11 protein-coding genes are annotated in these 14606 nt (G+C 73.2%); 5 read left to right on the top strand and 6 right to left on the bottom strand.

What is annotated here, in order from left to right; all coding sequences use genetic code 11:
- Positions 1–56 precede the first annotated feature (56 nt).
- Positions 57–497, bottom strand: a complete 441-nt coding sequence (locus tag AB1460_RS10415) for a gamma-glutamylcyclotransferase (RefSeq protein WP_368960635.1) — start codon at positions 495–497, stop codon at positions 57–59.
- 233 nt (positions 498–730) lie between these two features.
- Between AB1460_RS10415 and AB1460_RS10410 the strand changes: the two genes are divergently transcribed.
- Entirely contained in the window at positions 731–2182 is a 1452-nt protein-coding gene (locus AB1460_RS10410; RefSeq protein WP_368960634.1) for an NAD(P)H-quinone dehydrogenase, read from the top strand.
- A 39-nt stretch (positions 2183–2221) separates the two neighbouring features.
- A complete protein-coding gene (locus AB1460_RS10405) occupies positions 2222–3547 on the top strand; it encodes a PfkB family carbohydrate kinase (RefSeq protein WP_368960633.1) in 1326 nt (441 codons plus the stop codon).
- A gap of 67 nt (positions 3548–3614) precedes the next feature.
- Here the strand turns inward: AB1460_RS10405 and AB1460_RS10400 are convergent, their stop codons facing one another.
- From AB1460_RS10400 to AB1460_RS10385, 4 genes are all read right to left on the bottom strand, one after another.
- On the bottom strand, positions 3615–4238 hold the full coding sequence (locus AB1460_RS10400; protein WP_368960632.1) for a DNA-3-methyladenine glycosylase I: 624 nt from the start codon (positions 4236–4238) through the stop codon (positions 3615–3617).
- 76 nt (positions 4239–4314) lie between these two features.
- Positions 4315–5379 carry an adenosine deaminase gene (locus AB1460_RS10395; RefSeq protein WP_368960631.1) on the bottom strand — a complete coding sequence of 355 codons (1065 nt, stop codon included), beginning with the start codon at positions 5377–5379 and terminating at the stop codon, positions 4315–4317.
- Between the two features lie 221 nt (positions 5380–5600).
- A complete protein-coding gene (locus tag AB1460_RS10390) occupies positions 5601–6959 on the bottom strand; it encodes a thymidine phosphorylase (protein WP_368960630.1) in 1359 nt (452 codons plus the stop codon).
- Complete coding sequence (locus AB1460_RS10385; RefSeq protein ID WP_368960629.1) at positions 6956–7366, bottom strand: cytidine deaminase; 411 nt, start codon at positions 7364–7366, stop codon at positions 6956–6958. The genes AB1460_RS10390 and AB1460_RS10385 overlap by 4 nt, the downstream gene beginning before the upstream one ends.
- Positions 7367–7542: 176 nt before the next feature.
- On the opposite strand from AB1460_RS10385, the gene AB1460_RS10380 reads away from it, so the two are divergent.
- The 3 genes from AB1460_RS10380 (at position 7543) to AB1460_RS10370 (ending at position 13418) form a co-directional block, all read left to right on the top strand.
- Positions 7543–10182 (top strand): serine/threonine-protein kinase, encoded by a 2640-nt coding sequence (locus tag AB1460_RS10380; RefSeq protein WP_368960628.1) that lies wholly within the window; start codon positions 7543–7545, stop codon positions 10180–10182.
- An 81-nt stretch (positions 10183–10263) separates the two neighbouring features.
- Positions 10264–12105, top strand: coding sequence for a serine/threonine-protein kinase (locus tag AB1460_RS10375; RefSeq protein ID WP_368960627.1), 1842 nt, complete (start codon positions 10264–10266; stop codon positions 12103–12105).
- A 365-nt stretch (positions 12106–12470) separates the two neighbouring features.
- Entirely contained in the window at positions 12471–13418 is a 948-nt protein-coding gene (locus tag AB1460_RS10370) for a methionyl-tRNA formyltransferase (RefSeq protein ID WP_368960626.1), read from the top strand.
- A 135-nt stretch (positions 13419–13553) separates the two neighbouring features.
- On the opposite strand, the gene AB1460_RS10365 is transcribed toward AB1460_RS10370, so the two are convergent.
- Positions 13554–14537, bottom strand: a complete 984-nt coding sequence (locus tag AB1460_RS10365; protein WP_368960625.1) for an ABC transporter substrate-binding protein — start codon at positions 14535–14537, stop codon at positions 13554–13556.
- Between the last annotated feature and the right edge of the window lie 69 nt (positions 14538–14606).

The following is a 14606-nucleotide window of genomic DNA, read 5'->3' as shown; positions in this document are numbered from 1 at the left end:
CCGAGACCGACGCCACCGCCTGGGGACGGGACGCCGGCCCGGGACGGGCGGGGCGCTCAGGCGTTCGGGCGGCCCCGCAGCTCCTGGACGTACTCGGACGGCGCCCCGGCCTTCTCCGCCGCGTCCGCGATCATCTCCACATGGTTGCGCGACGGCAGCCCGCCCTCGTAGGCGTTGAGGATGTAGGTCCAGGCCAGGCTCTCGCCGTCGAGCGTGGACACGCGCACCCGGATACGGGTGTACAGACCGGTGTCGGCGCCCTCCCAGACGTCGAGACGCTCGAGGTCGTAGCGGTCGAGGTCGTAGAGCAGCACATACACGTGCGAGCCGGGGGATTCGACGATGGTCGAGAGCGCCCCGTCCCAGCCCACGTTCTCACCGCCGAAGGTCAGGCGCCAGCCTCGGATCCAGCCGGTACCGATCACCGGGGAGTGCGGCGCACGTTCCTTCATGTGCGTCGGATCGAGGTTGCTCGCGTAGGCGGCGTACTTCGTCATCGTCGGGATCTTCCGATCTCCCCGCTCGGTGCTGCTGCGCGGGGTGGCTGCCACGCCGGGAGCGGCCGCCGGCGCGCGGGGACTGGGTCGCGAGGATGGGTCACGGGATGAACGACGTCACTCCAGGTCGTCCGACGTCGGTGCAGATACTACGGAGCAGCCCGGACCGGAACGAGAGGGACGTCGGAAGAGGGCAGACTAGAGGGGTACCGCGAGCTTTGGGAGGACCACACGTGACGCGCATCGTCATCCTCGGCGGCGGGCCGGGCGGCTACGAGGCGGCGCTGGTCGCAGCCTCCCTCGGCGCGACCGTGACCGTGATCGACTCGGACGGGATCGGCGGCGCCTGCGTCCTGACGGACTGCGTGCCGTCCAAGGCGCTGATCGCGACCTCCGAGACGATGACGAACTTCGCGATGGCGCCGGCGCTCGGCGTGCGTCCACACGGCGACCCGGCGGTCGAGGCCGGCAGCTGGGAGTCCACCGCGCGGGGGCACCTGACCCCGCCGGACGTTGTCTCGGTCGACCCGGAGCAGGTCAACGAACGGGTCCGCGCGCTGGCCCTGGCACAGTCCGCCGACATCCAGAGCCATCTGGAGCGCGAGCAGGTCACGGTGGTGCACGGGGCGGGGCGGCTCGTCGGCCCGCACGCCGTGGAGACCGCGGACGGCGAGACCTTCGTCGGCGACGTGGTCCTCGTCGCCACCGGGGCGTCTCCCCGTGAGGTGCCGGGCTGCGAGCCGGACGGCGAGCGGATCCTGACCTGGCGCCACCTGTACGACCTGAAGGAGATCCCCGAGCACCTGGTGGTCATCGGGTCCGGGGTGACCGGTGCCGAGTTCGCCAGCGCCTACCGGGCGCTGGGAGCCGAGGTGACACTCGTCTCGTCCCGCGAGCGGGTCCTGCCCGGGGAGGACTCCGACGCCGCCCGGGTGATCGAGGACGTCTTCGTCCGCCGCGGCATCCAGGTACTCAACCGGTCCCGGGCGGCGTCCGTCCGCCGGATCGGTGACGGCGTCCTCGTCGAGCTCACCGACGGCCGGACGGTGACCGGCAGCCACGCTCTGATGGCGGTGGGTTCGGTGCCGCGGACGAAGGGTCTCGGCCTCACCGACGTCGGCGTCCGGCTCGGGTCGGGCGGCCACATCGTGGTCGACCGCATGTCCCGGACGTCGGTGCCGGGCGTGTACGCGGCCGGTGACTGCACCGGGGTGCTGCCGCTGGCGTCGGTCGCGGCGATGCAGGGGCGCATCGCCATGTGGCACGCGCTCGGCGAGGCCGTCACCCCGCTGCGCCTCGGCACCGTCTCGTCGAACATCTTCACCGAACCCGAGATCGCCACCGTCGGGGTGACCCAGCGGATGAAGGACTCCGGCGCGATCGCCGCCGAGGTCACGACGGTGCCACTGGCCCGAAATCCCCGCGCGAAGATGATGGGGATTGCGGATGGTTTCGTGAAGTTGTTCTGTAGGCCCGGAAGTGGCAGCGTCCTCGGTGGCGTCATCGTTGCTCCGCGTGCAAGTGAACTGATCCTCTCAATTTCACTCGCAGTAGAGAACGGTCTGACAGTGGACCAGGTCGCACACACCTTCTCGATCTATCCCTCCTTGTCCGGATCCATCACGGAAGCGGCCCGTGTCCTGCGGCCCCGCGACCTGTTCGCCGGGTTCGACACCCCCGCCTGAACAGGCCGCCCACTCCGGCCCAGGCCGGATAATGGGCCCATGAAAGGCGTGTTCGTCGGCCTGACGACGCTGGATTCCATCTACCTGGTGGACCAGCTTCCGGGTGCCGACGAGAAGTGTGTGGCCCGGGATTTCGTGATGAACGCGGGTGGGCCGGCGACGAACGCGGCGGTCACGTTCGCCTACCTCGGCGGACGGGCCTGTCTGGTGAGCGCGATCGGCACCTCGCCGGCCGCGGCGCTGGTGCACGACGATCTGGCCCGCTCCGGGGTCCGACACATCGAACTGGTGCCGGAACCGAGCGGCGCCGGGGCCGGCACCGACCCGGCTGCGGGTCCCTACGGGGCACTCGCCGCACCGGGCGCGACCGCCGGCGGCGGGCCGCACAGCGGCCGGCCCGGCCGGCTGCACAAGCCAGCGGTGGTCAGGGCCAGCGGCATCCGCTCCGGCCGGGGCCTGCCAGGGCCGGTGGCGCCCGGCGGCGCTCCCCTCGGCCCGGTCGGCCACGGCGGCACCCTCGGGCACAGCGGCCTGGGCGGGCCCGGCAGTGCCGGGCACAACGGTGCCGGGCACAACGGTGCCGGGCACGGCGCGTACCCAGGGCACGGCGGGCACCCCGGCTACGGCGGTGCCGGCGGCCCTGGCGGTGTTAACGGGCACGGCGGTGCGGGCGGGCACAGCGGGGCCGCGGGAGCGCCCGCCGGAAGCGGGCCCGCCGGGCCGAAGGTGGCCGCGGCCCACCCGACCGGGGCGTCCCTGATGTCCTACGCGCTGCCCATGTCGGCGGTGATGGTGACCTCCGTGACCGGGGAGCGGGCCGTGACGTCCACCCACGGCATGGTGCCGCGGTGCACGGCGAACACCGCCGCGGCGGCAGCCGTCGCCGACGCCGACGTGGTGCTCGTGGACGGCCACCAGGTGGACGCCGCGGTCGGCCTGCTGCGGACGCTGCGCGGCGGTGGCCCCCCGGTCCTGCTCGACGGCGGCAGCTGGAAGCCGGGCACCGAGCAGATCCTGCCGTTCGTCGACGTGGTGATCTGCTCCACCGCCTTCCGGCCACCGGGCTTCGACCCGGCCGCGGACATTCTGGACCTGCTGCTGCGGTACGGGCCGTTCTTCGTCGCGGTGACCGACGGGCCGGGGCCGATCCGCTGGGCGACCACCGACCGGCGCGGCTACGTCCTGCCTCCGGTGGTGACCGCCCGCGACACCCTGGGCGCCGGTGACGTCTTCCACGGCGCGTTCGCCTGGCTGATGGCCCACGGTGCGCTCGCGACCGACGAGCTGGTCGGATCGCTCGGCGAGGCGTCCCGGGTCGCCGCCCGCTCCGTGCAGACCTTCGGCCCGCGCAGCTGGATGACCTGACCCGGGGCGTCGCCGCGGGAGACCAGCGGCGGGGTGAGCATGGTCGTCTGCCGGCGCCCTTCCGCGGCTAACTGTGCGGCGCGGTGGTGGTGGTCGTGGTGGCAGTGGTGGTGCGGGCGACGCAGCCGGCGAGGTGGTCGTCCACCAGCCCACACGCCTGCATGAGTGCGTAGGCGGTGGTCGGGCCGATGAAGACGAAGCCCCGGCGGCGAAGCGCCCTGGCCAGCGACTGTGATTCGTCGGTGATCGCCGGCACGTCCGCGAGGGTGCGTGGGACGGGCCGGGGGGCCGAGGGCGCGAAGGACCACACGAGGTCCTCCAGCGGCTCGTCCAGCGCGAGGACGGCGCGGGCGTTGGCGATCGTCGCCTCGATCTTGCGCCGGTTGCGGACGATGCCGGCGTCCTGCAGAAGTGCCTCCACCGTGTCCTCACCGAACGCGGCCACCGCCGCCGGGTCGAAACCGGCGAAGGCGGCACGGAACGCGGGCCGCTTGCGGAGGATGGTCAGCCACGACAGACCGGACTGGAACGCCTCCAGTGCCAGGCGCTCGAACAGGCCCGCGGTGTCCCGGACGGGCCGGGCCCATTCGGTGTCGTGGTACTCGACATACAACGGTGTGGACTGCGCCCACGGGCAGCGCAGCACGCCGTCCGGACCGGCCACGACGCCACCGGCAGGATCCATCGCCATGACGGCCAGCCTCCCACCCGCCCGGCCGCTCTCCGCGACCGGGCGGCGGTGATCAGTACATAGGGAGATCGGGAGATCAGGGAATCAGGCTGGCGAAACCGGGCTTGATGACATCGTTGATCAGACTGAGCCGCTCGTCGAACGGCAGAAAGGCCGACTTCATCGCGTTGATGGTCAGCCAGCGGATGTCGGACCAGCCGTATCCGAAGGTCTCGACCAGGGTCGCGAACTCGCTGGCGAGCGTGACGCCGCTCATCAGCCGGTTGTCGGTGTTCACCGTGACCCGGAAACGCAGGTCGCGCAGCAGGCCGATGGGATGGCGGTCGAGGCTGGGCGCGGCACCGGTGTGCACGTTCGACGACGGGCACATCTCCAGCGGCACCCGGACGTCCCGGACGAAACCGGCGAGGTTGCCGAGTGTGGCCTTTCCGTCCGGGTCGACGGTGATGTCGTCGACGACCCGGAGGCCGTGCCCGAGCCGGTCGGCATTGCACCACTGCAGCGCCTCCCAGATGGACGGCAGCCCGAACGCCTCCCCCGCGTGGATGGTGAAGTGCCCGTTCGCGCGCTGCATGTACTGGAAGGCGTCCAGGTGTCTGGTCGGCGGGTTGCCCGCCTCGGCGCCGGCGATGTCGAAGCCGGCGACGCCGGCCTCCCGCCAGCGCACGGCGAGCTCCGCGATCTCCAGCGAGCGGGCCTGGTGCCGCATCGCGGTCAGCAGCGCGCGCATGTGCAGGCTGGTGCCGACGGAGCCGGCCCGGAAGCCGTCCAGCACGGCCTCGACCACCTCGTCGAGGGAGAGGCCCTGCTCGACGTGCAGCTCGGGGGCGAAACGGACCTCGGCATAGACGATCCCGTCGGCGGCGAGGTCCTCGGCGCACTCGCGGGCGACTCTGGCGAGTGCGTCCGCGGTCTGCATGACGCCCACCGTGTGGCTGAACGTCTCCAGGTAGCGCACCAGCGAGCCGGTGTGCGCCCCGCCGCGGAACCAGGTGGCCAGCTTGTCCGGATCCGTGGTCGGCAGGCTGGTGTAGCCGGTGGTGTCCGCCAGTTCGACGACGGTCTCGGGCCGCAGCCCACCGTCCAGATGGTCGTGCAGCAGGACCTTCGGTACCTGCCGGATCTCGGCCTCGGTGATCACGTCAACCACCCCGCTTCACGCGTGCCCAAGCCGCCCCGCGCCGCCCCGCCGGTCGGCTGACCTGGCCTGACCAGGTCGTTCCCGCACGGTAGTCCACCACCGGGGCCTCCGCCGTCGCCTTTGCGGCCGCGGCGCCGCCGCACCCCGGGCATGTGCCGCCCGGGTGTCGGACGAGTGCCGGACGCGTGCGGCCAGAGGGCGGGGCGAGTGCCGGTGTGTGGTCAGCGGACGTGCGCGAGGACCAGCGGGGCGGCCGCGGGCGGGGCGGTGCTGATCGTGACCGCGCCGTCCAGGGCGGCCAGCGCCCGCGGGAAGGTCGTCTCGTCGTCGCTGTGGAGCTCGAACAGCGGGGCGCCGGCACGGACCTCCTCCCCCACCGCCGCGAACCAGCGCAGGCCGGCCGACGGCGACACCGGGTCCTCCTTGCGCGCGCGGCCCGCGCCGAGGCGCCAGGCGGCGACGCCGACCGCCCGGGCGTCCAGCCTGCTGAGGTAGCCGCTGGCGGACGCGGGCACGACCCGCGTGAACGCGGGAGCGGGCAGTGCGGCGTCCGGATCACCGCCCTGGGCCGTGACCATCGCGCGCCACACCGGGTAGGCCGCCCCCGAGGCGAGCACCTGCGCCGGGTCCGGCGCGGCCGTGCCGAGGCCGGCCAGCTCCAGCATGGCGCGGGCGAGCGCCACGGTGATCTCGACCAGGTCGGCGGGGCCGTCCCCGCGCAGCGTCGCGACGGCTTCGGCCACCTCCGGCCCGTTGCCCGCGGTCCGGCCGAGGGGGGCGTCCATCGCGGTGAGCAGGGCCTCGGTGCGCACGCCGGCCCGGGTGCCCAGGCGAACCATGGTCCGCGCCAGCACGCGGGCGTCGTCCAGCGAGGTCATGAACGCGCCGGTGCCGACCTTGACGTCCAGTACCAGGGCGGACGTCCCCTCGGCGATCTTCTTGCTCATGATCGAGGAGGCGATCAGCGGGATCGACTCCACCGTGCCGGTGACGTCGCGCAGCGCGTAGAGCCGGCGGTCGGCCGGGACGAGGCCCGGGCCGGCCGCGCAGATCACCCCGCCGACGTCGGCGAGCACGGCGCGGATCCGTGCGGCGTCGAGGTCCGCGCGCCAGCCGGGAATCGCCTCCATCTTGTCCAGCGTGCCGCCGGTGTGGCCGAGCCCGCGGCCGGAGAGCTGCGGGACCGCCGCGCCGCAGGCCGCGACCAGCGGGGTGAGGATCAGCGAGACCTTGTCACCCACGCCGCCGGTGGAGTGCTTGTCCACCGTCGGCCGGGTGAGCCCGGTCAGGTCGAGCCGGTCGCCGCTGGCGATCATGGCAGCGGTCCAGCGGTCCAGCTCTTCGTCGGCCATGCCACGCCAGACCACGGCCATCAGGTAGGCGGCCATCTGCTCGTCGGCGACCCGGCCGTGGGTGTAGGCGTCGATCAGCCAGGCGACCGCGTCGCCGGGCAGCGCGGCTCCGTCCCGCTTGGCCCGGATCAGGTCGACGACGTCGTACGCGGCCCCGCCCGCTCCACCTGGCCCGCCCGCTCCACCTGGCCCGCCCGCTCCACCTGGCCCGGCCGGCCCGCCGGTCATGGCGAGGCCTCCGTCACGGGCGGCAGGTCGGCGGGGCCGAAGGCGTCCGGGAGCAGCTCACCGAGAGTCCGGATCCCGGCGGTCGTCGCGAGCCGCAGCTCGGGGCCGCCATGCTCCTGGAGCAGCTGCCGGCAGCGGCCGCACGGCGCGAGGGGAGCACCGGCCCCGTCCACGCAGACGAACGCGACCAGGCGCCCGCCGCCGCTTGCCCGCAGCGCGGACACCAGCCCGCACTCGGCGCACAGCGTCAGCCCGTACGAGGCGTTCTCGACATTGCAGCCCACGACCACACGGCCATCGTCGACCAGTGCCGCCGCGCCGACGCGCAGGCCCGAGTAGGGCGCGTAGGCGTGCCGCGCCACCCGCACCGCCTCGGCGCGCAGCAGCTCCCAGGCGCTGTCGTCCACACACCCTCCCGGAGTCGTCCCGGATGGTCCCGGGACCGGCCGGCGCCGGCGCCGGGCCGGCCCCGCGTCGGACCGCACCGGCCTCGACCAGCATGCCCCACTGCCCGCGGCCGTCCTGGATGTGATCCCATGTGATGGGGAAGTGCCGGGTCAGTGCCGAGGGGAGACGACCACCGATGGCAGGCGCGCGCCACGACGCTCCCGAGCCCGCCGGCCAGCGTGCGCTCGTCGGAGGCAGGTACCGGCTCGACGGAGTGATCGGCCGCGGCGGTTTCGGCGTCGTGCACCGCGCGACGGACGAGCTGCTCCGCCGCCAGGTCGCCGTCAAGGAGGTCCTGCTGCCCACCGACGGCAGCGAGGAGGAGCGAGAGCTGGCGCAGGAGCGGGTCCTGCGGGAGGCCCGGGCCGCCGGCCGGCTGCACCACCCGGGCGCGGTGGCGGTGCTCGACGTCATCGCCGACGGTGACATGCCCTGGATCGTCATGGAGCTCGTCGACGGCCAGTCCCTGTCGACGCTCATCGACGAGCGCGGTGCGCTCAGCGTGGCCGAGGTCTGCCGCATCGGCATCAGCCTCGCCTACGCCCTCGAGGCCGCCCACCGGCTGGGGATCGTCCACCGCGACGTCAAGCCGAGCAACGTGCTCGTCACCGCCGACCAGCGGGCCCGGCTCACCGACTTCGGCATCGCCGTCAGCTACGGCGACTCCCGTCTCACCAGCACCGGGATGGTCCTGGGCTCGCCGGCCTACCTGGCCCCCGAGCGGGCCCGCGGCGACTCCGGAACGGCCGCGAGCGACCGGTGGGGGCTGGGCGCGACGCTGTTCACCAGCGTCGAGGGCACCTCGCCGTTCCCCGGGACGGACCCGATGTCCGTCCTCGCCGCGGTGGTGCAGGGCCGCCGCGAGCCCTTCCGGGCCGCGGGCCGGCTGGCGCCCGTCATCGACGGGCTGATGGCCTCCAGCGAGGCACGCCGGCCGAGCCTGTCGACAGCCCGCGCCCGGATGCGCGAGATCCTCGAGCATGACGGCCGCGGGCGTCCGCTGCGGGCGCGCAGCCGGCCGTCCCGCCCCTCCGTCACCGGAGTCACACCGACGGCGGGCACCCCGCAGCTTCCCCCGCCGCCCGAGGCCCGGGCCGGGACCAGCCCGGTTCTCGACGAGACCCGGATCCTCACCGGGCAGGCTGCCACCACGGGCCCGACCGGCGCCACCCCTGACGCCGGCGAGGCTCCGGTCACCGCCGGGGGCGACGCGACGGTCCGGGTCACCGCCGTCCCCGCGGCCGCCGCGCACGCACCCGCATCCGCGGCGCCCGAATCCCCCGTGTCGGCGTCTGCCGCAGACCCACCTGCCACAGACGTACCTGCCACAGAGACGCCCGCGGTGGGCGTCTCTCCCGGAGACGTGACCGGCGCGGACGTCACCGTCCTGAACCCCGCGGCCGCCCTCCCCGTACCCGCCATCGCGCCGGTGGGCCCTGACGCCCCCGGGTCCGCCCGGGAACAGGATGGCGAGGCGGTGGACACGCCGGAGGTGGGCACGGACGGGACAGACACCACCGTGGTCCGTTCCCGGCGGACCGGGCAGTCGGGAACGGCGCCCCGCTTCACCGCAACCCGGCTCACCAGCAGGCTGGAACGCATCCGCACCATGGACCGGCTGCGTGCCGCCGACGCCCAGGCTCAGGACACGAACAGACCACGTCCTGCCGACGGCGCTCGCGGGCTCGACCGCATGCGCGGACTGGACCGGATGCGCGCGCTCGGCGGGATACCAGCCCGGGCCCGGCCGGCCCAGGACGAGCCCCCGACGGCCGACGAAGCGGGCCCGCGGGCCGCCGACACGGCGGACAGGACGGACGGGCCAGTCCCGTCACCCGGAGCACCTGCGGCCGGGCCACCTACGGCCGGGCCAGCGGCAGCCGGGACGGTCGCTTCCGCCGCGCAGGCGGCGGGAACCACCACTGCCCCCGAGCCTGGCGAAGCGTCCCCCTGGACCGTTCCCGGGGCGGACGCCGGCCCCGGGCGCGGCACGGGCGCCGGAGGCATCACGGATACCCGTGTGCACGCCGGCACCGGCGCCGGCGCGGCTGCCGGTTTCGGGGTCGCCGGAAGCGCCGATGACCGCGACGATGCGGGCCTCGGCGCTGTGCGCGGGGCCGAGGCGCGCTCCGGAGCGGGACGTCGGGCTGTGATTCTCATCGCGCTGGCCGTGGTGGCCGTGCTCCTCGCAGTGATCTTTCTCGCCCTGCGCGGCGGCGGCGAGGAGGCCCCCGGGCCAGGCCCGGCTGCGGCCGGGGAGGTGGACTCCGGCAGCGCGGCAGACGGGAACAGCGACGTCGTCGCCACCGATTCCACCCCGGCCGTTCCGGCGTCGGGATGGGTGTCCTACGAGGATCCGAGCGGCTGGTCGGTCGCCTACCCGGCGACGTGGGAACGCCGGCCGGGCCGCGGCGGGGTGGGGAATGCGGACTTCGTGGATACTGCTACTGGTACCTTCATGCGCATCGGAAGTATCGCGAGGGCGAACACCTCTGCGATCGAGGCCTGGCGCAGGAACGAGACAAGCTTCCGAGATCAGGTGCGGGACTACCGGCGGGTACGGATCGAACCAGGCGACGGGGCTGACGGCGCACGGCAGGCCGACTGGGAGTTCACCTACGCCTCCGGTGGGGGGACGGTGGTGCATGTGCTCAACCGTGGCGCTGTGCGAAACGGGCATGGATACGCTCTGTACTGGCATACGGCCGAGGAGCTGTGGGCAGCGAACGAGCCGCTGATGCGTCAGCTCCTCTCGACGTTCCGGCCGGCAGCATGAGTCGCCCGTTGTCCGATTGCCGTCCCGCCGGCGAGCGGGGTTACTCCCGCCGCGGCCAATTCGTCTGTCAGACTTGATTCGATGGCCAGATCGGCGAGCGTGCCCCCCGACACTTCTCGGCATGGCACTCCGCGCTACGTAGCGCAGCGCTACCGCCTCGACGCACCTATCGGTCGCGGCGGTGCCGGCGTCGTGTGGTGCGGCGAGGACGAGCTGCTCCAGCGGCCTGTCGCTATCAAGGAAATCCTGGTTCCCATGGCCGGCGCGCAGGCCGAGCGGGACGCGATCCGCGCCCGGGTGCTGCGCGAGGCCCGGGCACTGGCCCGGCTGCACAGCCCGGCCATCGTCTCGGTCTTCGACGTCGTCGAGGAGCACGAGCGGCACTGGATCGTCATGGAGCTCATCGACGCGGACAGCCTCGGTGACACCATCAAGAACCACGGCCCGCTGCCCTTCGACCAGGTGGCCGCGATCGGCCTGGCGCTGGCTGACGCACTCGCCGCGGCGCACTCGGCCGGGGTCCTGCACCGCGACGTCAAGCCGGGCAACGTGCTGCTCGGCCGGGACAACCGCGTCCGCCTCACCGACTTCGGCATCGCGGCGACCGAGGGCGACGTCACCCTGACGGGCACCGGCGCCCTGGTCGGCTCCCCGGCCTACATCGCCCCGGAGCGGGTGCGCGGGTCGTCCGGCACGCCCGCCAGCGACCTGTGGGGGCTCGGCGCCACCCTGTACTCCGCGGTCGAGGGCTGCCCGCCCTTCGAGGGGCCGGAGACCTACGCCGTGCTGAGCGCGGTCGTCGAGGGCCGCCGCCGGCCGTTCCGGCTTGCCGGGCCGCTGCGCGGGCTGCTCACCGATCTGCTCGACCGCCCCGCCGAGCTTCGGCCGGACGTCGACGAGATCCGCCGGCGGCTCACCCCGATCGCGCGGAACGCCACCCCCGTCCCGGCGGTGGTGACGAATCCGCGCAGCCGGCAGGCGGAGCCCGCCGACGACCCCGCCAGCTCGGACGACGGCCTGGAGAACCTGGCCGCGGGCGCGGCGGCGCACGGGAGCCTGCCGGGACTGTCGAAGCCCCCCACGCCCGCGCCGCTGTCGCGGACCGACATCCAGCCGCCACCGGCGGCCGACCTCGGCGCGACGGACCGGCTGCTGCCGGGTCACGAGATCACCCCGGTCCCGCCGGTCATGGGGCTGCCCGGGGCGGACGAGGCCCTGACGTCGGTCAGCTACACGCCCACGACCGGGCCTCGGGCGACCGCCTCCACCGGCCCGCACGACGACCTGACGCAGATCGGCGCGCTGACTCCCCCGGCGGACCTGTTCGACCAGGACGACGCGAACATGGCGGCCGGGCTGCTCTCGCTGGACAGGGACGGCGAGCGGGCGGCCCGCGGGTCGGCCTCCCACCGGGCGTCGACACCCGGCCGCGGTGAGCACCGCGGCGATCCCGCCCACGGCGCGGGGCAGAGCGGGAAGTCACCGAGGCTCGCGATCATCGCCGGCGCGGCGGTGGCGGCGGTGGCTGGTATCGCGGTCCTGCTGACACTGCTGCTGTCCGGAGGCGGAGAGCCATCGCGGGGAACCAGCGCGGAGGGCACCTCGTCCCCGCCCTCGCTCGCGCCGGAGTCCCCGGCCGTGTCGCCGACCCCGGAGGTCCCGGTGACGGTGACAACGACCCCGGACCGGCCGAGCTACACCCGCCCGCCGCGCCGGACCACCACGCCGCCGCCGCAGTCGCTGCCGGTCACGAGCAACCCGCCCGTGGAGACGACACCCCCGGTCAACGTCACCACGCCGCCGGTGTCGACCTCGCCCCCGAGCACCCCGCCGATCACGGAGAGCCCGGACGTGTCCTCGTCGCCCGGACCCGGCCCGACGGGCCCGGCCGCGAGCACACCGCCGGCGGGTACCGGCAACTGACCGGCCCGGGGTCGGCCACGCCATCGGCGTCGCACCCGGAACGTCCGTCGCCGATCGGGATCGCTTGACACATATCAGACTAGACGTTCAACATAAGTGAACTTCACCTAAGTAGACGGTACTGTGGCCGAACCCCGCGGGCGTCAGCGCGTCGTTCCCCGGGCGGCCCGGCACATCCGGCGCACCGGCCGTCCGGCGCTCCCGAGCCACGCGGTGGCGACGGAGCCCCGGATCGCGTCGGCCACCTTGGCCACCCGAGCTCACCCTGGCGCCCTCAGCCGTGCCGGTCCCGCCCGTCCACGCCGCCTGCACAGGCCGGTCGGCCTGCCCGCCTGCCTGCCCCGAACAGAGGAGAGACATCAGACATGCGGGTCGTAATGTTCGGATACCAGACCTGGGGGCATCGCACGCTGCAGGCGCTCCTCGACTCCCATCACGAGGTCGCCCTGGTGGTGACGCACGAGAAGAGCGACCACGCGTACGAGAAGATCTGGGACGACTCGGTCGCCGACCTCGCCACCGAACACGGCGTGCCGCTGGCGATCCGCAACCGCCCGGACGACGAGGATCTCATGTCGATGCTCAAGGAGGCCGAGCCCGACGCCATCGTCGCCACGAACTGGCGGACCTGGATCCCGCCGCAGATCTTCGATCTGCCGCGGCTGGGGACGCTGAACATCCACGACTCGCTGCTGCCCGCCTACGCCGGGTTCGCGCCGCTGATCTGGGCTCTGATCAACGGCGAGCCCGAGGTCGGCGTCACCGCTCACATCATGACCGACGAGCTGGACGCCGGCGACATCGTCCTGCAGCACCGGGTGCCGGTCGGGCCGCGGGACACCACCACCGACCTGTTCCACCGCACGGTCGCCCTGTTCGGGCCGATGGCGGTGGAGGGGCTGGACCTGATGGCCACCGGGCGCACCGACTGGGCCGCGCAGGACCGCTCGAAGGCCAGCTTCTTCCACAAGCGCTCGGAGCGGGACAGCCTCATCGACTGGACCTGGTCGGCGGAGGAGCTCGACCGGCTGGTCCGCGCCCAGTGCGACCCCTACCCGAACGCCTTCACCTACCGCAACGGCGAGCGGGTCCGCATCGTGGCCGCGGAGGTCTCGAAGGGCTGCTACGGCGGCACGCCGGGACGGATCTTCATCCGCGAGGGGGACGGCGTCGTCATCGTCGCCGGCGCGCAGGCCCGGCACGGGCGCAGCCGCGGGCTGCTCGTCCGCACGGTACGCCTCGACGACGGCCGCGAGCTGGCGGCGACGGACTACTTCACCACCATGGGCGGATACCTTACCGACCAGGCCTGACCGACTCTGGCCGGGCCCGGCCGGCGGCGGCCGGGCCTGAGCAGCGCCGGCCGGCCCCCTCACGACGAAGCCGGGCGGTGCGCGATCACGCGCACCGCCCGGCCGACGTCCCGGCCCGTCCTGGAACGGAGGCGGTCAGCCGGTCGTGCCGGCGACCTTCTCCAGGGTCGGCTTCAGCTCGTCGAGCTGCCACGGGATGTTCAGGATAGTCGGGTTGTTGACCGCGCCCGCGGTGAACGCGTCGACCTCCTGGGCCCGGCCGTCCACGACCGCCGGAATCTTCTGGTACAGCTCGTTCGCCTTCAGCTCGGTGCGCAGGTCCTCGGTGGCGAACCCGATCATCAGGAAGTCGGCGTCGAGCTCACCGATCTTCTCGATGCTCAGCGAGCGGTCGACGACGCTGGCGGTCACCCGCGGCGAGAGCTTCATCCCGAGCTGGCCGTAGAGCTGGACGGAGACGGTCTCGGGGTCGTCGATCACCGCGAGGCCGTTGGTCTCGTAGTAGTAGCTGTAGCTGAAGGTCTTGTCCTTGAGCCCCGGCAGGTCGGCGGCGGCATCGGTGATGACCTTCTCGGTGGCCGCGACCGCCGTCGCGGTGTCCGCCTCCCGGCCGACCGCCTGACCGATCTGGGTGCTCACCTCCTGCCAGGTGGCGATGCCGGCCTCGGTCTCGTACGCGACCGTCGGCGCGATCTCCGCGAGCCGGTCGTAGTAGTCCTCGAGCCCGTAGAGGTTGGTGGCGAGGATCAGATCGGGGTCGAGCGAGGCGATCTGCTCCAGATTGAGGTCACTGCTGGTGTCGATGGCGGTGCTGTCGCCGAGGTCGATCTTTCCCTCCAGCCACGGGAACTTCCCGTCCTCCTGGTAGGGGTTCAGTCCGTAGGCGATCGGAGTGATTCCGAGAGCCGCCAGAGTGTCCTCTTCATAGCTGAGCGCGATGATCCGCTTCGGCGCCTCGGAAATTATGGTCTCACCGAAAGCGTGCTTGACGGTGACCGGAAATCCCGTCGCCGCCGTGGTTCCCCCGGCCTGGGACGTACCGCTGTCGTCATCGTCCCCGCAGGCCACAGCCCCAGCCATCACCGCGCCGGCGACGCACAGCGCCGCCAACGATCTCACTATTCCCCGCACTGCTTCCTCGACTCTCTGCTTACGTAGCGATATCGCGACAACGCATCCGCTAAGTGA

It is taken from the genome of Parafrankia sp. FMc2, assembly GCF_041008525.1.
GTDB lineage: Bacteria > Actinomycetota > Actinomycetes > Frankiales > Frankiaceae > Parafrankia.
Note: the sequence above shows the minus strand (reverse complement) of the source record. Positions and strands in the feature narration are given on the sequence as shown.

What these genes read in the sequence shown, in the direction of transcription:
- AB1460_RS10415 (WP_368960635.1), bottom strand. Translation starts at nt 497, where the DNA reads ATGACGAAGTACGCCGCCTACGCGAGCAACCTCGATCCGACGCACATG.
- AB1460_RS10405 (WP_368960633.1), top strand. Translation starts at nt 2,222, where the DNA reads ATGAAAGGCGTGTTCGTCGGCCTGACGACGCTGGATTCCATCTACCTG.
- AB1460_RS10400 (WP_368960632.1), bottom strand. Translation starts at nt 4,238, where the DNA reads ATGGCGATGGATCCTGCCGGTGGCGTCGTGGCCGGTCCGGACGGCGTG.
- AB1460_RS10390 (WP_368960630.1), bottom strand. Translation starts at nt 6,959, where the DNA reads ATGACCGGCGGGCCGGCCGGGCCAGGTGGAGCGGGCGGGCCAGGTGGA.
- AB1460_RS10380 (WP_368960628.1), top strand. Translation starts at nt 7,543, where the DNA reads ATGGCAGGCGCGCGCCACGACGCTCCCGAGCCCGCCGGCCAGCGTGCG.
- AB1460_RS10375 (WP_368960627.1), top strand. Translation starts at nt 10,264, where the DNA reads ATGGCCAGATCGGCGAGCGTGCCCCCCGACACTTCTCGGCATGGCACT.
- AB1460_RS10370 (WP_368960626.1), top strand. Translation starts at nt 12,471, where the DNA reads ATGCGGGTCGTAATGTTCGGATACCAGACCTGGGGGCATCGCACGCTG.